Source organism: Constrictibacter sp. MBR-5 (assembly GCF_040549485.1).
Taxonomy (GTDB): domain Bacteria; phylum Pseudomonadota; class Alphaproteobacteria; order JAJUGE01; family JAJUGE01; genus Constrictibacter.
Map to the genome: position 1 here is coordinate 15,997 of NZ_JBEPTK010000004.1, position 22,514 is coordinate 38,510.

The following is a 22,514-nucleotide window of genomic DNA, read 5'->3' on the forward strand; positions in this document are numbered from 1 at the left end:
CCTCACGTTCTTTTCATTATTTATGCAATTACCTAAACCATTCATCTACCCAATCTTCACGACCGGCTTTCTTTAGGTATCTCTTTCTTGCTCTTTGCTTTCTTTCCCATGCATTCGCATCGATAACTCGCTCAATGGTATCATCAACCAACTTACGTGTTGCCAATTCCGCATAGAAATTATTAAGACCTACAACGCTTCTTCCGTACTTAGAAATCTTTCCGCCAGCTTGGCTAAGTTCTTCCGTATCAAAACCAGAAGCTATAGGATCTACAACAATTTCTTTCAACAAATCATACATTACGTTTGTAACCGGAGTGAGTTTAGCGAGTGTGGCTAACTGAGTGGCCCTTGGTCCAAGTTCTTCACCTTGCACGAATGCAGCAACCTTAGCCGGGCTATCGATTCCCATGATATGCATGATTGCTGTTCCCATGATTGGGATAACGTCCTGTCTCCCAAGGCTCATTAAGAAGAAATCATAATTGAATTCCCCTTTATCATTCACCAACGGTGTAGGTGTTTGTCCCCTTGCTAACTCACGTGACCATGAATTAATCACACCGAGAACCATTCCACTAAGAACCATTGTTGCAAGCATCTTCGCTTTTACACCGCCAGAAATGTTACCTCTTCTATAGCTTATCATCGGTTTCCAGATAGCTTGATATGAGGAAGCACCATACTTCATGAACTGTCCGCCATATCGCACCATCTCGCCAGCAGCGGTACCAGATTGAATATGACGCATCATCAATCTATCAGCATGGGCATTATCAAATATAACGGCTTGTCTAGATTCACCAGTTAGATAAACCATAAGCTTATCTGCAAACTCTGCATCCCTTGCTTTTAATCCATCTAGATCAATGAACTTTTCCCCTTTGAAATGGTCATATGATTTCGTTGGTACCTTTCCGCTAACATTATTCCATGCATCTTCTGTGATACCTGAGTCACGCAACTGAGTTTGTAAGTTAGGGTTTTTCTTACCCATGCTTTCCCAATCCATACCCCAGACACGTCCGAGTTTTGCACGCAATGAGGTTTCATAGGCTTGCCTCATAGCTTCTGAGAACTGAGGCATACCAGTAGCGGTAATCACCTGAGAAAATTTCTGATTAACTTTGTTGAAGCCGCCGCCTTCCGCACCTAAACGGATCAACATATTTGACGTAGCATTGAATGCGGATTCATGAACTATCTTTTGATCTGCTAGGAATTCAAACATTTCTTCTTTGTTCTTTACCGTCTTCATAGCGATACTAATTGTTTTGAACGGGTTTATATCATTAGCAAAACCTCTAGCTATGCTGTTAATCGGATCACCGAACACAGATGAAATCACAGACGAACCAAGTAGGAGAGCACTTGTTCCGGTTCTGGCAACGCTGCCTGTCTTTCCCCAATTCACCCAATCATCAATATTTCTTGGACCAGTTATGTTCGAATGACTAGCCACATTCCATGTCTGTTCGAATTGTTGAGCGGATTTGTCCCTTCCTTGACTTCTCAACCAGCTTGCTATTTGTCGTCTTCCTGCGGCTGGCTTTGGTCCGAATATCTTAACTTCCGCAATGTCACTAGCGACGGAATGCAGATAACCGAATATCCCTGAAATCATGTCATCAGGTCCGAAACGTTCCATGATTTCGGGCCAAGCTTCGTCGGTGTAATGAAAGACACGTGAATGAGAATGGTTCAAACCGGTTGCACCGAATGAATTACCGTCGAACTTCCTTGCACCATTTTTAAGGAATTCATGATACGTACCTAATGCCATACGTAATTCGTGATCCGTCCAAGGCTGTTGTGTTAGCGGGTTGTTCTTTGTTCTATCAATTCTTACAAACATGTAATCAACGAATTCATCCTTCTGCACCATAAGCTTTTTGCCTTCATAAAGCTTATTCCAATCCAAATGCTGCATCTTGTAATTCTTTATTTCACCTACATCTATTCCGGCTTTCGTCATCATGTCATGCGAAGTTGCCGCTAACTTTTTCCAAGCTTCGGCATACGCTAAAGCCTCTACGTCTTTGGTTCCTTTTCCCGATAGTGCGTTAATGAATTCGCTACTTACTCGCTTACGTTCCTTGATGCCCCAGGTTGTCAACGGCTCTAGGATGCTAGGCAACCATTTGTCTCTATACGGAGCTATGTTATCCGCAATCGATGAAACCAAGTCACGTTCAATGGACGCCTTATAATCCATATAGTTACCTTGATCATTAAGCTTTCCAAATGGGTCACGCTCAATCAGATAGTTAGCTGCATATTCTTTAGGATGCGCCTTAATCCTTTCAATCCATCCTTCGGTTTTCGCAATGGTATCAACGGTTTCTTGTCTCTGTTTAAGACGCTTAAACTTCTCTTTCTCTGTTACAATCTTCAATGCATTGCGGATTTCAAGTTCGCCAACCAATCCATTATCTCTAATATATTGATCGGTTAGTTCCTTAACTTCGTCTCTTATGCTTTGTCTTACCTTGGAATTGTCCAAACAGTTCATATTCATGTTGCTTGCCCCACTATGCAGCTTAATACGTCATCTAAGGTATCTATGTCTTCCTTTAAGTCAGTGAAGAATTTATCAGCTAACACTTCTTCACCAGTCATAGGATCAATAACTTTCTGCCCCTTGTATTTCATAGCAAATTCTTCGGCAAACTTTGTATACATAGGTTCATCCCATTTGTTTGCTTTCGCGAAATAGTCTCTAACGCTTTGTCTTACGGTTTCGAAATTGTTTACCTCATTGAATGTTGCCATTCTTTCAGCGGCTCTAGATTCCCCCACCTTATTAAGGAAATTCGAATACGCCTGTCTCTTTTCTAAGTTACCTTCACGCAATTTAATGTCACCGTTGGCAAACTCTTCATATATTCCTTTATCAATAACCGGTAAATCACGGAACTCTCTTCTGACTTCATATTTTTCACGCAATACCTGAGTTTCATTTCCTTCCGCTTCTAGCTTCTGGATACGCGATATCTTGTCGTTCAACGATTGTTGACGCAATGACAAAGGCTCAACTATCCCATTGTCTGCATTATCTAATAATGTCTTTAGTTCCTGTTTTTCGGCATCAGTAAGGAACGTTAATTCGTCTATTGGTTTGAATGGGTTTGGTTCTGAAACCGAGAATGAGAATTCGTCAGATATTTTATATTCATCTTCGGTAATTATCATATTCTCAATGTTAGGTTCTTCCTCTTGCATTTGCGCAGCCATCTTCTGAATGTTAGCTCTATGCGTTTCGAGTGACATGCCTTCCGGTCTAGAGGCTTCCAGTTCAACACGTTCACGCAACACCTGTAGTTCGGTTAGTTGGTTACTAGGTGCCCTTGTTTCAGCGATCTTGATAACATCATCAATCGCTTTCAAACGAATTTCAGGATCTATATCAATACGTTCATCCAATGAAACCCTTACGTCTTCACGAAATTTGGTGGCGGTTGGTTCGTCCAATCCCCTGTATCGGTTTCGGATAACCTCCCTCCCTGCCCTTCCAAGGCGACGCAATCCCGCGCCCAAGGCGATAGGAGCGGCACCTAGAGCAAGCGTACCCACACCGGCCCCTATAGCCTCGCTAGTGGTCGCGGCTTCCGCTTCCGCCCAGGTCATGCCCGAACGAACACGACCGCGTTCTAGACCCTTAGAAATTCGGTACTGATCCGCAGCCGTAAGCCCGGCTTCCGCTGTCAGGATTCCCAAGGTGGCAGGTATCGAGAGTCCGCCAGATGCAACCGCAAGCGTAGCCGCACCTGCCATGATCATGACTTGGGTTGGTTCCGTGAACATCGCAGCAGTTCCGGCTATCGTCTCATTGATAAGGTTGCCAGACCAATGACCGCCTTCCGTTGCCTCATTATATGCCTTTTCTTTTCGTTCTTGCTCCTTGTACATTTCATGTTGCAAATCATCGATGGTTTTAAGATTCGATAGATCGGGATTATCGTTCCTTAATTGTGCAATTCTTTCATTATATTCTTTCAATCTTTGTTGATCGCTTTCCCTCATTTGCTCAGGTGAATTGAATAAACCTCTTTGAGCAAATGGGACCGCTTCATATTCACCAAATGAACGCTTCCATGCATCAATAGGAAATTCTATATCAATATTCCTTTCCTTTAATATTTCCGCCTGTTCCCCGTATAACTTATCAACCCTTCCGCCTTCCGACCAAGAAGTATCGATGAACGTTTTCTCCCATATAGGCGAGAAGCTTTCACCGATTGTTACCGGTGCCGCACCTGATTTAGTTGTTTCGTCACGTCTTAATAGTTCTTCTGTGTTATTCCAAAACATTCATTATTCTTCCGGTTGATTATCATATTTTCTTTCACCCGATTCACTTACGAAACCAAGCGCAGACCACTTTCTATCATATTCCACTTTACCCAAAAGCGTTCCGAATCTTACAATGAATGGATCACGGCTTTCTTGTTTCTTAATAATCTTCGGATTACCTAACGAATCTCTGTACTCCAATCCATAAACGATACCTTCGCCATCGTCATAAAGAGGAACAAGTTTAGAATGATTGTAAATCCATGAAGCGTTTCTAACAATTCCTCTGTCATCAACCGGGTTTGCACCGCCATTCATTCCAATCAAATCAGTGTCAGTGAAATCTTTAAACTCATCTTCCATTTCAGAAACAGAAGCGCCGTATTTGTAAGGTATGATATCGAATGAACCGACACCGGTTCTCATACTCATATCATCCGTACCGAATACCAAAGCAACCGCACTATCTAATATGCCTTCATCGTAATCTTTCTCGTCTGGATCGATGCCCGCATCCAAGGAAAGTTTTGCATAAGCGGACCATACCAAATCATTGTATGCAGCGGTTCCCCTTCCACCGGTTCTATCAGGAACTATAGAAGTTATCTTTGAATTGATAACTCTCTTGATACCAGCTTCATCACGGATCAAACCTTTGTTATTATCCAACCAAGTTCTACCTTCCAATATGATATTGAACGCATTCTGTTCTTCCATATTGTCACTAGCTGCCATCTTCATCATAAGAGCAACGGAAGGCTGTTCCTTAGCAACTCTTTTAACAACTGAGTTTACTAACTTAGGATCACCGTTTGTAAGGTTCTTAATGTATTCAACCTTAGTTCTACGTTCGCCTAGGTCCGCAACTTCCCATTCATTTTTAAATCTCTTAACGTCATCCGCAGATATGATTTGTGAAGGATCACTTGTTACCGCTGTACGTGAATATCTGGCATCCTTAGCCATGTCCGGGTTTGAGAAATCATGCGGCACGATGGGGTTAGCCGTTCTCCCTCTAGCTGATTCGTATTCAGGTATGGTTCCGTCTTCTTCCGCTTTACGTCTCGCATCAATTTGTTTTTGAATGGCTTCCGTGATTAACATTCCTCTATAAGGATCAACTTCGCCTTCAACCATTCTTTGACGTAAATCATCATGTGCTACCTGCATTCGTTCTGCCGTCATGTCGTCACTGTTAGCCAAACCGAAAGCGATATCAGCCGCTTCCGCTCGCATTGCGAAATCATTGATCTTGTCAGAACCAAGGTTCACACCGGTTGCGATACCTCTAACAATTTCGTCTCTACCGACACCGGTCTTTTCGTAAGCTACAATTTTATTCGTCATGTCGTCTTCATATCGTGAAAGCTGTTCCTTCCTTGCGGCTTTAGCTGCGGCAAGTTCACGGTTCATTTGCTGTTCAATCTCATTAGCCATCTTTTCGCTAACTCGATATGAAACACCGCCAGACATTTTGCCCAATATCTTTTCAGATATCCCAGGTTGTGAAGATCCGTCACCCATCTTGTTAGCAGACCATTCCTTTAGATCACCAACGCTTTTACCCTTAAGGAATGGGTTTGCGTTGAGAACCGTAGACGGCAAAACATTATTCAATTGTTGCCCATCATCCTTTTTAAGAATGTCGATTGCACCGGCTGGCCCAAGGAAATGAGCTAGGTAAACGTTACTATCTGTAGGAGTGATACCAGCTTCGGAAAGTTTTCTTTTGTTCTCTTCCGCATAACGAATTGTCATATCCCTGGATAATGCAGGGTCATTCCTTAATGCTAGGATTTCTTCACGGCTTTTGCCTTGCACCATCTGCGGTGCATATTTGCCCATCATATCAAGCCACGTGGCTTCTATGAACTGGCCCGCTCCTGTAGCAGACGAGTTAGGGTTCTTAGCATCGGCCTTACCGCCACTCTCTACACCGATAATCTTATCAACTAATGTATCTGAATTCGATGTATCAGGCGTTTTCAAGAAACCTGATAGAACGGACTTTCTAAATTCCTCTTTTTCCTCAATCGTTTTGAGTTTTGAGAATTCACCCATAACAGCATTAATAGTTGTGGATTCTCTTTCGTTATCCTTGTACGCAGCCGCCGCCTTGGGACTGATAAGCGGCACACCGTCACGTTCACCAGTGGCTTGCGCTAACAATTCGTCTCTGTCTCTTTTCAATTCCTCGATACGTGAACGATTTGTGGAATAATCCAAAGCCAATGAGGAAATTTCGTTATTCAAATCTGTTATACGTGTCGTGATAACCGCTGATTGTCTCTCAATATCAAGCTTGAAGTTCTCTTCATTCGCCTTGTTACCGATAGCCGCAATCTTTTCATTCGTTTTTAAAAGAACTTCGCTTCTATATCTCTGAGGAACAGATGATATGAATTGATTTCTAAATTCTAACGTTTTTTTATCGAGTTCCGCAGGATTATGAAAGTTGCTTCTGTAAATTTCTGATAGTGACTTATCTAATTCCACTTGCTTTTGGCTAAGGAATGCCAATCGAGCCCCCTTATTATAAGCCTCACTCGCATTGGTACGCATACCAAGGAAGCCGGACTTTTCTTCGACCGCGTTAGGTGAATTGGTTTGCTCGTCTAAACCTCTATCAAATGATTCCTTTTCTACAATCTCAGTAGCTTCTTTCATAAATGCATTCGAAAGATCATCGAATATTGGCGATGCATCTGGTACCTGTCTTGGAAACGGTACGCTGCCTAATTGAAATGGACGCGCTGTTTTGATATCTACTTTTGCCATATGTTTTTATTTCCTTTCCTATCAAACACCGCCAACCATACGGCCTGATTTACTGTCAACGATACCAGACGAGTAACCTATTCTTCCCAAATTACTGGAACCGGAACTAAACCAACTGTCCCCCACACCGGAACTAGCCATGCTTTTACCGGCACTTAATATTGTGCCCAGGTTCTTTTGACCAGCGGCTTTAACGGTGTTCTTAGCGGACGTATTCAAACTATCAACGGTTGCTCTCGTATTGAACCTATCGTTGAACTGTTCGTATGAATATTCTTTTTCCTGATCGTCTAGAACCGGATCTGTACCGATGAAGGCGTCACCGCCAGATGCCGCAAAGTTGGCGATTGCCGAACCTCTGGCCCTAGCGGCTTCCCTGGATCTGTCCGCGCTACGCAAGTGGTATGCGTCACGCTCCATACGTGCCCTATCGTTGATGGCGTTCGCTTCCGCCTTAGCCGCTGAGTTAGTGGACGCAATGGAAGCGATTGTCGATATTGCTGTTAATGCAATCATGGCGGGTAATCCACACACGGAACAGAATCTCCTAATATTTCTATTATTTAGGAAATGTTTGCATAGCTCACACCATGCTTTATTTTCCAGACCGCAGTATCATAAACCCCATACTCAGCGGCAATCGATGCAATGGTTTCACCAGCCTTCAAACGTTTACGAATGTCAGCAATATTATCTCTCAATACCCACTTTCTGATATGGCCCTTTTTAGCTGCATCTTTGGAATTATCCTTATAACTTCCAACAAATAGATGATCTGGATTGATGCATTGTGGATTATCGCAGCTATGACAAACCACTTTTCCACGAATGTTTAAACCTTTGACAAATCGTGCAATCAATCTGTGAACATACAAATTAGCACCTAGTACCTTTCTTTTAATATATCTAGTTTTTACAACGTGACAGCCATCAATCTCGGCGTACTTAATATTTTGAATTGCTTCTAAAGCAAGCTTTTTTAGTTTGGTGTTTTTCTTTACCAATTCGATATGACACGGCTTGCACACATGACCGGCTGTTTTATAAGTGGCTTCAAACTCATTATTACAAATTTTACAAATCATTTTCTTATCTCCCTTTTTGTTCTAGGTATTCCTACCTAAAACTATTTAGAGAGATTCACCAAAAATGGTGTTCAGCCGTTGATTTCCCTCAGTTTTTTATATGTATCAGGGTCGTACAGTCTTAACTCTGTCATGATATCCGGTTCATATGTACGTGGTCGATATTTAAACGTTCCAGTTCTTCATATAGCTTTTTGACTTGTTCTAGTGCGTTGTGCATATTCGGTTTCCTCTTTCATTTATTTAACTATTGCTTGCGTTTTTGATGTATAACCATAAATAGAATGTGAGAACTTGTTCATTCTCCAAATCGTTTTCTTGTCACTCCTGACTACGCCAGATGGTTTATTCCCTTTCACCATCTGGCGTTTGTTTTTTTGAGAACAGCACATAGATTAAGACCGGCACTTTCGCCAAACGACAGAAAGGGAACTGACATGAACAAATATATGAAACTCGCACTAACCATCGCAGCATTCTTAGGAGTGCTAACGTTTACGGCTCTCTTTGCACCAAAAGCAATCTTCATCATGCTTATCATGGGAATTGCAATGCTTTGGTATCCTGTTAAAAAAATGATGAAAGAGGGGGAATGAATATGAAAATTAATGGTCTTGAAATTACGTCAATATCCGCTTCATACCAAGCCGATAAGGAAAATGGATTTTCGTTTAGCATTGATAACAAAGTCCCGGCTAAACAACGCAATGCATTTATTAATGATGTCGAATTTCTACGCGGAAGAATGCAGGCAAGCAGCAAGGGCAATTGTTTCGATATGCTAGAGAAATTTATCGAATGCTTTATTCTATATGAAAAAGGTGTAACCACAGACACCACGACACACATAAAAATGGTGACAATGGCAACGGCTCTTCTGTGGTACATGGTTGATAACGGATACATCACACAAGATGAAAATAATGGTATACAATTTGGCGCTTTGTCTACCAATCCTGAGAACGGCAAGGTACGTATTCATGTCATTAGACCAGGAAACCATTCGCCTGCGGAAATTGAACGAGTACAGAATGAGATGGAGACTACCGCATACATGAAGAAATGGTCACGCGAATCAAGTTGAAACTTACACGTTTTCTACATACCTAACGTAAATATAATAACTGATGTTAGCCGGGCATCAAAGTTGGTTGTTTTTTTTGTATAAATACATAAATAGGTATAGGAAGGTAGCTCCTTCTGAAATCCCCAATAAAAGAAAAACAAAAACCTTAACGCCCGGCATAGCGTTAGGGTTTTTTCTTTTTAGAGGATATGCCAAGTGATTGAAGAACTAAAGAACAAGCTAGTTACGAAACCAACCAAGAAATTACGCAAGATCATTAAATCAGGTGAACAAGTACCGTCTGATTTCTATGAAACGATCTTACATCCGGTCAACCTAGACCCCTCAGAATTCTATTATCCTATAGATTCTCAGTTTTATACAGAAGGCCGCTCTTCATCTAGAGCTATCGAAATATCCAAACGCTTTTCAAAATATCCATGGTATCAAGGCGGTTACTCGTATTTCATGAATGCCATAAGACCGGGCGATGAACGCCCAAAGTTCCGCCACAAGCTATCGCCTTATATTTTCGGTACAGTGGAAATTGATAAGCCATTTATAAACGATTGCTCGATTGAAAGTTTATCCGAGCAACTAGAATGGTGCACCCCCTACCCTTCCAATCGTCCTATGAACTGCAAACTAGGTGAACTTCACAATTTTCTTTGCCAGTTTTATGATTATCGAGGTTCCGTAGCTGTATGGTCCGGTAACAAATCCATTCATTATCATTTTATATTTTCCCTTGAACACTTATCGGCAGAACAATCACAGCAAGCCAATAGAAGCAAAGGTAAATTCATAACCGAACCAAACGACAGATACCTAGAATCCATTCATATGAAACTATACGCCACACTAGAAGACTACTTCCGTAAATTTGTGAGCATAGGACACACCGTAACGTTTGATGATAGAATGAAAGAATATAACCGATGGAGAAGATTACCCTACGGAACCAGAATCTTTGACGGTTACAAAGGTTCTCCAACAGAAAACATATTTGGTGACAAGAAAGCCGTACAGTTTCCAGTTTGGGAAATGATCCTAGGTAGACAACCCAACTGCCCTAAAGACTTTGAGGAAGAAGAACGTTCATTCTTATTGGATCGTGCATTTGTTTATGATGCTATCGAAAACCATACAATTAAAAATCGCACCTACAAGAAAACTAACAAATTAGGCGATGGAGATTTCGAACTTCCCGACGCGATACTAGATGAATTAACAGAAATTACTTATGCGAAATGGGGAGAATTCCCAAAACCTGCAAGGCTCGTCATAGAAGGCGGATTACTAAAACTGTACCTATACAGAGATTTAAACGATAAGAACCCATCTGGCGTCATTATTGGCAGCAATAGCAGCGTATACATGGATGGTAAACGATTAGAACATTGTGATTTGGGTTTCTCTCTTGAGGATTTCGTGTTCTCCCGTATCGATGATGTTAAGGATATCAAACTTAACAAAACAGAATTGATATTCAGAGAAAGCACAAAAGGCAAATCCAACGATGAAAAACGCCAGATGCAGAACCGCTTACTGCCACGTCTCACAACCAACCGCCTTACCTGCATCATGGGCAATCAAGGCTCAGGCAAGAGCTACAGCTATATGAAAAATGCCAGAGGATCGAACAGCGGTTTATGGGTTTTCTCTTGTCTCAGTTATGAACAAGCCGAAGCACAATGCGAAACGTTCAACCGTATGCATAACGATAAGAAAGGGAAAGTGGTTAAGACATTCAGCCGCTTATATCAGGAACTAGGCGGAGAACTTACACACCTAGACGCAATGACGCACGGATATCCTACACTTATTCACCTAGTCAGAGCATGTGAACCGGAAATTTATAACAAATGCTTAGAAAACCGCACACCGATTAGCGCCAACGATTATATTTTTACCGTTCACCAAGCCGCAATGAACTGGAATGAAAACAGTATCAGTAAGATTTGGCTATCTGATAAGTTTAAAGATGAAATGCTAGATACTCCTGAATATGGAGACATACCTAACACACTTCATATCAGTGCACTTGCTATTGACGAGTTCGCATACTCAGACTTCTATGACGTATTCACATATGATGAAGGCAGGTGCATTAAATCATTATCGAAACATAAGGAATGGGCAGAAGCTAAATCTACCGCTGAAAAATATGCGTTCTTTTGCTCATACAACAAGTATTACACATATGGCGTATCATTCGATAAGATACAGAACGTTATCATTCCTCGGAAACAAGAACCTATAACTGTTAAAAAGGATTTCGATAACTTCTCACGTATCAACGATATTATGTATAACGAAAAAGATAAAGACGACATTGATATTAGATATTTCGTTGTGCCTAAGCGTTGGTTTCATAAGATGGGAAACACTAAGATTACCCTTCTAACTACTGAAATCGCCCCTACTCTCATAGCCGAGAAACTTGGCTTCCATACCTACAAACTTCTACCTGATATGAACCCTACAGTTATACCAATCGTTACATGTCAGGATATAACCGCAAAGAAAACACATGAACACATGGAACATTATCATTCCATTAATCCTAATATCGTCTTTGTCGGTAACTTCACTAACAATCATGATTTCATTACTGGATACAGCCACCAGACCGCTAAAGGAATGAACGGATTATCCGGAAACGATATTATTTCTTATTATCACTGGATGAACTACAAACAATATCACGTTATGAATGTACTTGGGCAATATCTAGGAATGAACGATATTATCAGACTTCACTATCTCGATAACATGTATCAGGCGATTGGACGCAATCAGGGATTCAGAAATGAAGGCAAGAAACACGTTATTGTCATGAGATCCGATCTTTATGCGCTACTCAACCCTTGCACATATAACCCATTCGGTTACGCATTGACTCTTACAACTGAACGCCAATTAGAAAGCTATATGAAGGAAAATGCCTAGGATGTGTTCACATTATGAATTTTGCAGACTTATTCTCGCTCCTATAATAAGTATTAATAAGATGCGCTAACAAGTTCGCAAAATCACTCATTCATTCATTTTAGGGGGATAGGGAGGCATTGAATGCAGGATGGGCATTTTTCAATCACATGGGAATGCATTTGATACTTTAGCCACTATCAAGCTTGGTGCCATGAAGTGCCGCTTCTCTGGTGTTTCTGACAAGAACTTAATAACTATGTCCGCTACCTGTTTCCTTGTCACGTTATCTGGAAGACAATTCTTAAATTCATTGGCAATTCCATATACGTTCACACTATCGACCACACCTAGAATGTACATGGAACAGGCAACTATATCTGTCTCACATACCTGATGAAGCCTGTTGCCGTCAAAGAAATACTTAACCATTTCGTCATTAGCCATAGCAGATGATATAGAAAACAAACCATACAGACATATGGCAATCATGTTTCTCATAGCTCATTACTCCATACGCAACAAACATAACGCATCAATGAAAACCAACTGAGTAGAATTAAGCAATCGTAATCGTAATTGGACATTATCAAGTTATATGGAATGATGAAGAATGGCAGAATTCCGCCATTTATGTATGACAATACGTTTATCACATAAGTTATATGAAATGAATGCATATACACATAATGGGAGAAATGCTTAGTTTTTGGTGATTTATGAGTGAATCTTTTAGTGTCATTTATCTGCATAGTGCCGCAGCCCCCCCGCCCCGTTCCCTCCCCTATCCGTACAGCGGCGTTCTCTGTAGCTCCCCATTGCCTCACATGCCTAAGCCCAGGCGCACTATCAGTGCCGTTACCCTCGCTCATTCCTGACTGTCATGCCTAAGCCCAACCGATACCCATACCCAAGCTCTAACAATATTCCATGATGCATATTGTCGGATATTGTTCATTATGTGAAGTGATTATCAGTACTCAGGAAGTACCTGTAACTATCCGATTGCCCCTAGTTGGCGAGTACTGACACTCATATGTAATGGCGTGCCTCATTTCGCACATGCACCATGGCTGATTACTTGTCATGTCGCGTTGCACGATGTGCCTGCATAGAGCCTCACTGGTGGGCTTTCATGGTGCCTGATGTGTCTCAGTCTGTCACGTCCTGGCGTTGATGTGCGGCGATCCCTGCGGGCCACGTGGCTATCAGCGGCGATCATAGCTCATTCATTCCCCCAGGATTCCTAAGCCCCTCCCCTATCCATTTCCCCAGGCATCGACCAAGGGGGGGTAGGGTCATTGCACCATATGTGGGGGGTTGGCGAAGGGTGGCCCCCAAAATGTGGGCGCGGCGTGTTCTTTATAGTTCGGAAAATTATATGCATACCATTTTCAAATAACCTTTCATGTCTCCATTCATGCAAACTTTCATGTCTCCATTCATGCAAACCTTAATGCAAACTTTCATACACTCTGAATTAAACCCATAATCACAACAATCATCATTCTTAAATACCATCAGTTAATGATGGAGAATAATATGAATGATAGATCCTATTGATGAGGTATTGAGACACGAAGGAGAATATACGGATAATCCCAAAGATAAGGGAAATTGGCTTCGTGGTAAGTTAGTTGGTACAAAGTATGGCATTACGGGAGCTACATTAGCTTCATGGTTAGGCAGAAGTGTCACTAAGGATGATGTTAAGAACCTTACAGAAGAAGAAGCTAGAGAGATTTATGAGATACGTTATCTTACTGGCCCTAGGATTCATACGTTACCTAATCCGCCTCAGACGTTGATTCTTGATATGGCTGTTAATCATGGGCAGAAAACGGCAATCATGATGTTGCAGAGAGTTTTAAACAAGGCGGGTTTTGGTCCTGTTGATACTGATGGCATCATGGGGCCACAGACAAGGAATGCGACTATTAAGGCTCAATCGGAAATGGGTAATTATTTACAGAATGCGATTGTTGAAGAGCGTATCAATTTGTACAAAGCGATAGTTAGAAATGATGCCAGTCAAAGAACGTATATTAGAGGATGGTTGAATCGTGCAGAAAGTTTCAGATTGTAAGATTGTTAAGAAATCATGTGAGCGATGTGACTTGTTAAAGTCTATTAATGAATTCGCTTATAATAATACAAGATATGGTGCGGCCGGTTATCAGAATATTTGTTCATCGTGTATGATCGTTCTTAGGAAATCTAACCAGACACCTAAAGGACCGCAATTAAGCGATTCTGATATGGATGATATTGCTGTTATGCTTGCTACCGGTTACAAACCGAAAGTTATAGCTGGAAAATATTGCGTGCGTATTCAGAGAATTTATGACGAAATGCGAAAGATTACACGAAATTCTACTGTTTGCAGTAAATATAAATGATACGATTTCATACGAAATTGCAATAGGAGAAACGGGAAATGACTAAAACGCTTACAGGATACAGACAGTTAACGGATGAAGAGATTGATACTATCAATGCTCTTACAGATATCGGCACTATATTACAAGAAATGTTGGATGAATTGAAGGATTGGCCCACTGTTGACCAGCGATGGTTAGCGATTGCCAGAACTGATTTTCAAAGAGCGTTTATGGAAGTGAATAGAGCTATCAGTTCGCCCTCAAAGTTCTGAGTGCAATCGGAACACAAACAAATTTTAATAGGAGAATATGACAATGAATTCCAATGACATAGCACGCCAGTACTTATTGACTAAAAGCGATAAGGTTGGCCAACAGAAACTAGATGCATCATTATATGTGTTTCTTGATTCGATGATTAAGATGATTAAGGATTTAGTGCCTTCTTTCAGAGACGTAGTTAGCTTGGATGACTTCTCCGGGTTCATCGGAAAAGATACTATATTTGAGGGTACTATTACGGCTCCCGATTCCGACATTATAGGTTGTCTTGACTCTGATTTAGTACAAAACGCCACAGCACATGCATTGACTAAAGCCATTCTGGAAACATTTGAAGGAACAGGATTTGTTAGGGGCCTTCATCCAGATTTCATTTTGAAGAATTCCAAAGTTGGATTAGGCGTCGCTTACAAAAAGAATAAGTTAACGTTCATCGTGAAGACGGTTTTTTCCATTGATCCGTTCGAGATTAGTGGAAAGGCTTAATGTCATACTTTGATAGAGCATAACACAAATAAGTTTTAATAGGAGAATATGAATATGATTTATGATTTGGTAGGACGACAACAGAGACTCACACAGGCTCAAAACTTTATCAGCACGCTAACATCAACTCTCGCTTGGAACGGAGAACGTTCTAATTTTCGCTGTCCATCAATTTACGTTGTGCCTGATGAAGATATTAAGGAAAATCCAGAACGCTATTCTGTTGGCGCATTATACAATTTCATTATCTTGTCCGGTGACTTTTCCCGCATAGTCGAAACGTCATATAGAAAACAAATGGCAATATTGATAGCGGAGGAAATGTCTAGGGAATTAGGAACAGATTCAAGGATTGCATACGTAAGCCGTCTTATTGGATCGATTAGCCGCGACCTCAGTACATTTCGTGTAGAGTACACACCATGCGTTTATCATAGACCAACTACATTAGCCGTTCTTTGCTCTGGCGATTGCCTTACGGAAGTTCCACCACAGGCAAGGCATTATGATTAATGTCATACTTTGATAGAGCATCATTCGCTTATGATGATGGGTGTTTATTGATCGTTCACCCAGGTCATCCGCCTATCAAGGTTCATTTGCCTTATGATGGCGAAGAACCGTTTGTAGAATTTACAGAACCACAATATGAAACAGAACATTAAGGAGAATTATTAAATGGGCGTAGTAGCAGCAGCAGCAGTAGTAGCCGCAGCGGGGGGAGCGTGTTCATCAATTTTTTGCTGGCTTCCAATCATGGTGTTTGTAGGGGGTTATATTGCACTTCTCGTCGCAATGTTTCTATATCTCACAATCAAATGGCTTATAGCCAAAATAACCAAACAAACTTAACTTAATAGATTTACCAAATAAAACAGAACATTAAAAGGGAGAACTATAACATGAACACAGAACTTAAATATTACGATTACATTTCAATACCGATGTTCGCATTAGGAATGTTCTTATTATTCACAATCATTTAACAGGAGATATATAATATGGATTCTTACAATAATACATTGTTATGCGGATGGTTTTTAGTTCTATCGGCATTGGTACTTAGCGGATTATTCGGTTCCTTGTTAGGAGCGGTGTTCGCTTTGTCTAGTGTCGGTTTCTCATACTTTCTTAGCAACTCACAAGCAACCGGCTTCCTAGAAGAATATCAGGCTGAATTCTCATATGGAATGATTGCCTGTACCGCGTTCGCTCATATCGCTTGGGTGTTTGCCGCGATCATGTAACGCATTTCATCATATCGAGTATCAGAGGGAGGCTTAGGCTTCCCTTTTTTATTGTCAGAAATCACGTTTTGCAAAATCACATAAATAGCTTTGTACAACTGAAAGCCTTGAAAAGTTCTGGATACCTGCATAGCAGCCCGGCAACGAATTGTAGAGAACACCTTGACGTTGGAAAAACCAAATTTCAATTTCATGGAGAATATAATGAATGGCTTATACATTAGATGATGTAGCTGTAGAAGAATTCAGCGCACGAGTAACTACCCTTTACCAACAGGAAACCTCTTTACTTAGAGATTCCTGCACATATTACAGCGGCAACGGTCTTACAATGAACATTCCTACGTTCGGTTCTGTAACCGCCACTGTTAACAAAGCTGCAAATGCCGCATTAACAGATAGTGAAGTACCAGCCGCACAAGTAGCTGTAACTGCTAACAAGATTCACGTACCAGCTTATTTCGATAGTTTGGATCAGTTCACTACAAACGTAAGCTATCGTGAAAACTTAGCTAAAGCAGTTGTTGCCGCAGCAATGAGAGAAGTTGATGATTTCATTCTTACCGCGTTAGACGCAACAGCAAGTTCCGCTGTAACCATGCCAACCGCCAACACGCTTAACAAAGCCGGTATCGCAAAACTTGCTTCTCTTTTGATGGCTGACAAGGTTCCAATGGCTAATAGAACATTGGTCGTTTCCGTTGGCGCATGGGAAGATATGATTGCAGATACTACGCTTACAAGCTCTGACTATATGAAAGACAAAGCTATTGCAGACGGTTACTTTACAAACGTTCTTGGTTTCAAGGTTATTCCTCACACCGAAACTAAAGTAACTGCCACACCTACAGGACGTGAAGTTTATGCATTCCATAAAGATATGATTGCTCTTTATGAACCTGCACCGCTTACGGTGAAAGTAAACTATTCCCCTGATAAAGACAGTTGGGTTGTATTGGCTTCCGGTATGATCAACGCTGGCTTAGTACAAGATAAAGTAAAATGGGCGGCAATTGCGGATTGAGACTAATCGGCTTTAGATAACGTAACATGAAAGAGAGAGGCTTAACCGCTTCTCTCTTTTTTTTGTAAATATAGGAAACAAGAGGTTTCCATGAATGACAACAGCAATTGATTTATGTTCCGCCGCATTAATTAAAATAGGCTCTAGTAGCATAAACTCTTTCAATGATGGTTCTAGAGAATCAGAAGTAGCCGTTTCTCTTTATCAATCCATTAAACGTGCAGAACTTACACATACATGGAGTTTCAACGCGGTTAACTGCATTCTGTCACGTCATGTAGATGCACCTACCGATAAGAGATATACAGCGAAATATCAGAAACCTTCTGATTGTTTGAAGATTGTTGCAGTTTATGATTCCAGTGGAAGACACATTGACTTCCTATCAGAAAGTTCATTCATATACACGAACACGGAATCAGCCACATTGAAATATCAATCTGATTGCGATGAAAACTTATTCCCTCCCCTCTTTGCGGAAGCGTTGATTTCTAAGCTTGCCTATTCGTTCTGCACACCGATGCAAGGCGATAGAGAATTAGCTAAATCATTATGGGGAGAATATACGGATAGAATTAAGAAAGCCCGCTTTGATGATATGTCTTCATCTATTCCGCGTTCTGTATATTCCAGTTCAACATTCGTGAAAGCCCATTATGGTGCAAACTATTAAGGAATTAGATATGTGAAGAAACCTATTAGCTTACCTCAGATATCATTCGGTTCCGGTGAATTCGGGCCATATATGTACGGTCGTTATGATTTGGAAGATTACCAACGATCAGGGAAAACCGTAGAGAATTGGTTGGTTCTCCCGCATGGCCCTATCCAGCGAAGACCGGGATTCAAATTCGTTTATGAACTTCCTGTATCTGGAGACAATACACGATTAGCAAGATTCAGTTTCAACACAGAACAGCAATACTTACTATGCTTCACGAATAATGCCTTACGTATTTTTCGAGATAACGTTCTGGTATCGACTGAGACGACTACTTACCCTTTCTCTGATTTAACGGATTTGAGATTTACAACAGCCGGTGACACCATGTTGATATTCCATGAAGATCACCCGGTTAAGGTTTTGCGTCGTAACGGTGCCGATGATGATTGGTCATTCGAGTCTGTCACATTCACTAACACGCCATTCTATCGTTATAATTATACGGTAACTATTACACCTTCCGCAGCTACCGGAACCGGTATCACATTCACGGCTTCCGACGATTATTTTAGTTCTGATTGGGTTGGTTTAAAAATCCGTATAAGTCAGGGATTGGCTACCGTTACCGGTTATACCAGTCCAACAGTAATCACAGTTGATATTGACGAAGATTTAATTGATACCGTCGCTAACAGCGCATTTGAGGAAGAAGCATTTTCCGTAGTTAGAGGCTATCCTAGAAGCGGTGTTTTTTATCAGAACAGATTAGTGCTAGGTGGCGTTAAATCCGCACCTTCCTTGTTAATGTTCTCAGTGGTTGGCGATTTCTATAACTTCATTGATAAGCAATGGGACGGTGTAGAGGTTGCACCCGGAGAAACAGAGAACAGAATTGTTACCGACGATTCAGGTTTCATTTATCAAATCACGACTGGCGAACAACAGATTATCACAGAGCTTAAAGCTTCCAGAAACCTACATGTTTTTTCAACGGAAGCGGAATCAATCGTAACCGGCGGAACCGGACAAGCCATAACGCCAACCAATCGAAACGTTTTAACTCAATCATTCTTCGGTAGTGCCAAGGTTCCTGTTTTGGATGTGGAAGGCGAATTAATGTTTGCCACTCGAAACAATCGTGAAATCAGAAAGATGGCTTATGATCTCAATACAGACAGTTTCAAATCCGATAACAGCACATTGCTTGCCCATCATATTTTCACTTCCAATAACAAACCGGTTGATATGGCTTTGTTATCTGGATATCGAGACACACAATCAAATTTCGTATTCATCCCTAGAACGGACGGACAATTAGCGGTTTGCACCATTAACACTAATAAGGAAGTTCTAGGTTGGTCTAGGTTCACAACCCAAGGCGATTTCAAGAGAGTTATGGTTCTCAGTTCTGATAACGGGAATGGTTTGCGTGAAACACTTTATGTGGTTGTCGATAGGGAAAACGGCACATTCATTGAGCGATTAGAGGAAGAAGACGTTTATCTAGATTCTCACTACGTCCTAACCAGCGGCACCGCTAAGACCGCTTGGACCGGAGCAACCGCCTTAGCCGATGAAACCTGCCACGTCCTAGCAGGGGGCTTAGTGGAAACCCCTGTAACCGTAGCTAGTGATGGCTCATTCGTGACGGAACAAGAAGTTACGGACGTGCATATCGGATTACCGTACACCTCTTTTGCCGAGACGATGGAATTCGTTGTGAGCATTGAAAGCATTGTGAAGAAAGGCGAACGTATAACGAAGGTTAAGGCTCGTGTTCATTGCCTGGATACAAAAGCCCTTAATGTTGATCAGTACAGAGTTCCATTCAGACAGTTAGGCGACAACTTATTAGATCAGCCGTTACCCACATTTACCGGTGTAAAGACGATTGCACTTTCCGGTTCCGGTAGTTCTCCTACTTTGACTGTATCTGTAAGCGAACCGTTGCCTTGTACAATCTTGAATATCGTAACAGACATATTGGTACCTGATGCATGATAGAATGTAAGGATGCTACAGAAGAAAACTTAGCGTATATCTGGCAGAATATGAGGAAGCAAGATAAGACGGAACTTACTCATATGGGCTATACCGATGCCAACTACATTGACAGGCTTATTAATGTCGATATGGGATTGGTTGTTTATTATGAAGGTGTTCCGCTTTGTTACATTTTTGCTCAGAAAACTACGCATTGCGCCATAATAGGATTCTTCGCAACTCCTGAAATCAATAAGCGTCCATTTGTGTTTCATCTATTTGCAAAAGGTATCGTTGATATCTTTAAAGAAGAGCTATTCGGCTACAGATGCATGATTTGCTTATGGGAAAAATATGAACGATCCAAGAAATGGGTTAAGGCTTTAGGTTTTACCCCTACCAAACATACAATGTTTATGAACAATGAGTTGTTCCGTTTGTATGAAAACAGATAAATAACTGAGAATTGAGAGGATAATCATATGTGTGGATCGTTACTCGCCCCGAAAGCGCCAAAACCTGTAAAGGTAAATGATGAAGATATTGCGAAACAAGAAAAGGAAAGACAGTTAGAAGCTTCAAGGAAAGCCGAAGAAGCTAAGAGACGTAGAGCTACCGGTTTCGGTTCATTATTCAGTGAGGAAACTGGCCAGTTAGGAGTCTCTACTAAAAAACTTTAATGAGAACAATAATGAATGAAAGATATTACAGATATTAAATTACTCCTAGAACATGCCAAGTCATTGAAGTCTATTCATGCTGGCGAAATAGATGAAGCGTACAAGTACGTATTCCCTAGTCGTCAATTATTCATTGGCGATGTTCCACCAGATCGCAGCAACATCTTTGACACCACTGCATATGAAGGCGTAAGAGAGTTACAAACCTCAATTCAAAACATGTTGATTCCTCAATCTCGCCCTTGGGTTAACGTAACGTTCAAGAATGATAACCTAAAGAACGAACTTAATTCCTTGATCGCGGAACACTTAGCGGAATCCAACAGTACGATTACAAATCACTTTCTTAATTCCCGTTTCTATCTCGAAATCGGTAATTGTGTTTTGGACACAATCATTGCAGGTACCGCTTGCATGGCTATTCATGATGATCCGTTTGAACCGATCACTTATGAATGTGTACCTCTTAAACAAATTTCATTCATTGAGAACAAACAAGGTAACGTTGATTGCGTATTCAGGGAACATGATTGGACGGCACGCCAGCTTATGGCGAAGTTTAATAACCTACCTTCATACGTGACGGAAGCTAAGGAAACTCAGACATTCACAATCGTTGAAGCTGCTATCACTCATAAGAAACAGGTTCATTATTCCATTAATCTTACTAAGGATTGGACGAAGCTTTCTGAAAAGAAGATGAAATATCTTCCATTCATTGTATGGCGTTGGAGTAAGAGCAATACGCCTTGGGGAGATTCCCCCGTTCGTGCGGCACTTCCTACCATTCGTGTAATCAACGTCATGCAGAAAACCCTTATGGCCGCAGCCGAGTTTGCGAGCCTAGGCGCATGGCAAACTTCCGATGAAGGCGTAAATATTGAGTTGCTTTCCCGATTGCTAACCCCAGGCGGAATCGTTCCATCTGCGGAACCGTTGCAACCAATCGCATTCCCAGGCAACTACCCAATCACGTCCGATCTAATCGAGAAAACAAAGTTTGAAATCCGTTCAATCCTTATGAATCGCGGATTACAACAGAACAAAAACACCTATAAGACCGCTACCGAAATCTTAGCAGAACAGGAAATGTTCCTAGCTTCCATCGGTGCGCCAGCTAGAAGACTTCAAGATGAAGCCTTGAAACCTATTGCTACTCAGATTGTTAGCCGTCTTTCAGATAGAGGCGATATTCCTAAACTTACTAAGGAACATATTGCCATTGTTCGTGAGTTAGGTTTTGACGTTGAAACCGCAGAAGATATCTTTGAAGTTGAAGTTAATGCGGCTGTGAAACAGGTAATCAATCAGCAACAGGCACAGCAAGATTTAATGGCTTATGCCCAGGCGATACAGGTATTGCCGGAAGAAGTTTCAATGCGAGTTAACAAGGATAAGTTCGCTATCAAATTATTAAGAGGCTTTGGGTTCTCAGACGAATTAACAAATTCAGATGAAGAAGTTGAAGAAATGAAAGCACAACTAGCACAACTACAACAAGCACAACAGGCTATGAGCATGGCGCAACAAGCGGGCGATGCTGGCGGCTCAATCAATAATGCACTTAACGGACCATTAGGGGAGGCATTAGGTCAAATAACAGAACGATAATTA

17 protein-coding genes are annotated in these 22,514 nt (G+C 41.3%); 11 read left to right on the forward strand and 6 right to left on the reverse strand.

Annotation, left to right across the window (positions count from 1 at the left end; all coding sequences use genetic code 11):
* Positions 1 to 28 precede the first annotated feature (28 nt).
* From ABIE65_RS10065 to ABIE65_RS10085, 5 genes are read right to left on the reverse strand one after another with little or no spacing between them, the layout of a single operon-like run.
* Positions 29 to 2,512 (reverse strand): hypothetical protein, encoded by a 2,484-nt coding sequence (locus ABIE65_RS10065; RefSeq protein WP_354077457.1) that lies wholly within the window; start codon positions 2,510 to 2,512, stop codon positions 29 to 31.
* A 2-nt stretch (positions 2,513 to 2,514) separates the two neighbouring features.
* Positions 2,515 to 4,311 (reverse strand): hypothetical protein, encoded by a 1,797-nt coding sequence (locus ABIE65_RS10070; protein ID WP_354077458.1) that lies wholly within the window; start codon positions 4,309 to 4,311, stop codon positions 2,515 to 2,517.
* A 3-nt stretch (positions 4,312 to 4,314) separates the two neighbouring features.
* Positions 4,315 to 7,071: a lysozyme family protein gene (locus ABIE65_RS10075; RefSeq protein WP_354077459.1), complete on the reverse strand. Its 2,757-nt coding sequence runs from the start codon at positions 7,069 to 7,071 to the stop codon at positions 4,315 to 4,317.
* A 21-nt stretch (positions 7,072 to 7,092) separates the two neighbouring features.
* On the reverse strand, positions 7,093 to 7,587 hold the full coding sequence (locus ABIE65_RS10080) for a hypothetical protein (protein ID WP_354077461.1): 495 nt from the start codon (positions 7,585 to 7,587) through the stop codon (positions 7,093 to 7,095).
* 47 nt (positions 7,588 to 7,634) lie between these two features.
* Positions 7,635 to 8,156: an HNH endonuclease gene (locus ABIE65_RS10085; protein WP_354077462.1), complete on the reverse strand. Its 522-nt coding sequence runs from the start codon at positions 8,154 to 8,156 to the stop codon at positions 7,635 to 7,637.
* A 437-nt stretch (positions 8,157 to 8,593) separates the two neighbouring features.
* Between ABIE65_RS10085 and ABIE65_RS10090 the strand changes: the two genes are divergently transcribed.
* The 3 genes from ABIE65_RS10090 (at position 8,594) to ABIE65_RS10100 (ending at position 12,174) form a co-directional block, all read left to right on the forward strand.
* Complete coding sequence (locus tag ABIE65_RS10090; protein WP_354077463.1) at positions 8,594 to 8,752, forward strand: hypothetical protein; 159 nt, start codon at positions 8,594 to 8,596, stop codon at positions 8,750 to 8,752.
* Complete coding sequence (locus tag ABIE65_RS10095; protein ID WP_354077464.1) at positions 8,749 to 9,240, forward strand: hypothetical protein; 492 nt, start codon at positions 8,749 to 8,751, stop codon at positions 9,238 to 9,240. Before ABIE65_RS10090 ends, ABIE65_RS10095 begins: the two co-directional genes overlap by 4 nt.
* Before the next feature lie 198 nt (positions 9,241 to 9,438).
* Positions 9,439 to 12,174, forward strand: a complete 2,736-nt coding sequence (locus ABIE65_RS10100) for a hypothetical protein (protein ID WP_354077465.1) — start codon at positions 9,439 to 9,441, stop codon at positions 12,172 to 12,174.
* Positions 12,175 to 12,315: 141 nt separating this feature from the next.
* Here ABIE65_RS10100 and ABIE65_RS10105 read toward each other — a convergent pair whose 3' ends face one another.
* Entirely contained in the window at positions 12,316 to 12,654 is a 339-nt protein-coding gene (locus ABIE65_RS10105; protein WP_354077466.1) for a Rap1a/Tai family immunity protein, read from the reverse strand.
* Positions 12,655 to 13,699: 1,045 nt separating this feature from the next.
* Between ABIE65_RS10105 and ABIE65_RS10110 the strand changes: the two genes are divergently transcribed.
* The 8 genes from ABIE65_RS10110 to ABIE65_RS10145 all read left to right on the forward strand — a co-directional run bounded on the left by ABIE65_RS10110 (position 13,700) and on the right by ABIE65_RS10145 (position 22,511).
* Positions 13,700 to 14,239, forward strand: a complete 540-nt coding sequence (locus ABIE65_RS10110; RefSeq protein ID WP_354077467.1) for a glycoside hydrolase family 108 protein — start codon at positions 13,700 to 13,702, stop codon at positions 14,237 to 14,239.
* 351 nt (positions 14,240 to 14,590) lie between these two features.
* Positions 14,591 to 14,806 (forward strand): Acb2/Tad1 domain-containing protein, encoded by a 216-nt coding sequence (locus ABIE65_RS10115; protein ID WP_354077468.1) that lies wholly within the window; start codon positions 14,591 to 14,593, stop codon positions 14,804 to 14,806.
* A 43-nt stretch (positions 14,807 to 14,849) separates the two neighbouring features.
* Complete coding sequence (locus ABIE65_RS10120; RefSeq protein WP_354077469.1) at positions 14,850 to 15,302, forward strand: hypothetical protein; 453 nt, start codon at positions 14,850 to 14,852, stop codon at positions 15,300 to 15,302.
* Positions 15,303 to 16,757: 1,455 nt separating this feature from the next.
* Complete coding sequence (locus ABIE65_RS10125; protein WP_354077470.1) at positions 16,758 to 17,573, forward strand: phage capsid protein; 816 nt, start codon at positions 16,758 to 16,760, stop codon at positions 17,571 to 17,573.
* Positions 17,574 to 17,667: 94 nt separating this feature from the next.
* The gene (locus ABIE65_RS10130; protein ID WP_354077471.1) at positions 17,668 to 18,246 is read left to right on the forward strand and encodes a phage connector family protein; all 579 of its coding nucleotides are present in this window, start codon (positions 17,668 to 17,670) and stop codon (positions 18,244 to 18,246) included.
* Positions 18,247 to 18,258: 12 nt separating this feature from the next.
* Entirely contained in the window at positions 18,259 to 20,238 is a 1,980-nt protein-coding gene (locus tag ABIE65_RS10135) for a phage tail protein (RefSeq protein ID WP_354077472.1), read from the forward strand.
* On the forward strand, positions 20,235 to 20,675 hold the full coding sequence (locus ABIE65_RS10140) for a hypothetical protein (RefSeq protein WP_354077474.1): 441 nt from the start codon (positions 20,235 to 20,237) through the stop codon (positions 20,673 to 20,675). The genes ABIE65_RS10135 and ABIE65_RS10140 overlap by 4 nt, the downstream gene beginning before the upstream one ends.
* Positions 20,676 to 20,915: 240 nt before the next feature.
* The gene (locus tag ABIE65_RS10145; protein WP_354077475.1) at positions 20,916 to 22,511 is read left to right on the forward strand and encodes a portal protein; all 1,596 of its coding nucleotides are present in this window, start codon (positions 20,916 to 20,918) and stop codon (positions 22,509 to 22,511) included.
* Positions 22,512 to 22,514 lie beyond the last annotated feature (3 nt).

Excerpts from the sequence above, each read along its gene's own strand:
- ABIE65_RS10085 (WP_354077462.1), bottom strand. The coding sequence starts at position 8,156 with ATGATTTGTAAAATTTGTAATAATGAGTTTGAAGCCACTTATAAAACA.
- ABIE65_RS10130 (WP_354077471.1), top strand. The coding sequence starts at position 17,668 with ATGACAACAGCAATTGATTTATGTTCCGCCGCATTAATTAAAATAGGC.
- ABIE65_RS10115 (WP_354077468.1), top strand. The coding sequence starts at position 14,591 with ATGACTAAAACGCTTACAGGATACAGACAGTTAACGGATGAAGAGATT.
- ABIE65_RS10145 (WP_354077475.1), top strand. The coding sequence starts at position 20,916 with ATGAAAGATATTACAGATATTAAATTACTCCTAGAACATGCCAAGTCA.
- ABIE65_RS10120 (WP_354077469.1), top strand. The coding sequence starts at position 14,850 with ATGAATTCCAATGACATAGCACGCCAGTACTTATTGACTAAAAGCGAT.
- ABIE65_RS10075 (WP_354077459.1), bottom strand. The coding sequence starts at position 7,071 with ATGGCAAAAGTAGATATCAAAACAGCGCGTCCATTTCAATTAGGCAGC.
- ABIE65_RS10070 (WP_354077458.1), bottom strand. The coding sequence starts at position 4,311 with ATGTTTTGGAATAACACAGAAGAACTATTAAGACGTGACGAAACAACT.
- ABIE65_RS10140 (WP_354077474.1), top strand. The coding sequence starts at position 20,235 with ATGATAGAATGTAAGGATGCTACAGAAGAAAACTTAGCGTATATCTGG.
- ABIE65_RS10110 (WP_354077467.1), top strand. The coding sequence starts at position 13,700 with ATGATAGATCCTATTGATGAGGTATTGAGACACGAAGGAGAATATACG.
- ABIE65_RS10125 (WP_354077470.1), top strand. The coding sequence starts at position 16,758 with ATGGCTTATACATTAGATGATGTAGCTGTAGAAGAATTCAGCGCACGA.
- ABIE65_RS10080 (WP_354077461.1), bottom strand. The coding sequence starts at position 7,587 with ATGATTGCATTAACAGCAATATCGACAATCGCTTCCATTGCGTCCACT.
- ABIE65_RS10065 (WP_354077457.1), bottom strand. The coding sequence starts at position 2,512 with ATGAACTGTTTGGACAATTCCAAGGTAAGACAAAGCATAAGAGACGAA.
- ABIE65_RS10105 (WP_354077466.1), bottom strand. The coding sequence starts at position 12,654 with ATGAGAAACATGATTGCCATATGTCTGTATGGTTTGTTTTCTATATCA.
- ABIE65_RS10095 (WP_354077464.1), top strand. The coding sequence starts at position 8,749 with ATGAATATGAAAATTAATGGTCTTGAAATTACGTCAATATCCGCTTCA.
- ABIE65_RS10090 (WP_354077463.1), top strand. The coding sequence starts at position 8,594 with ATGAACAAATATATGAAACTCGCACTAACCATCGCAGCATTCTTAGGA.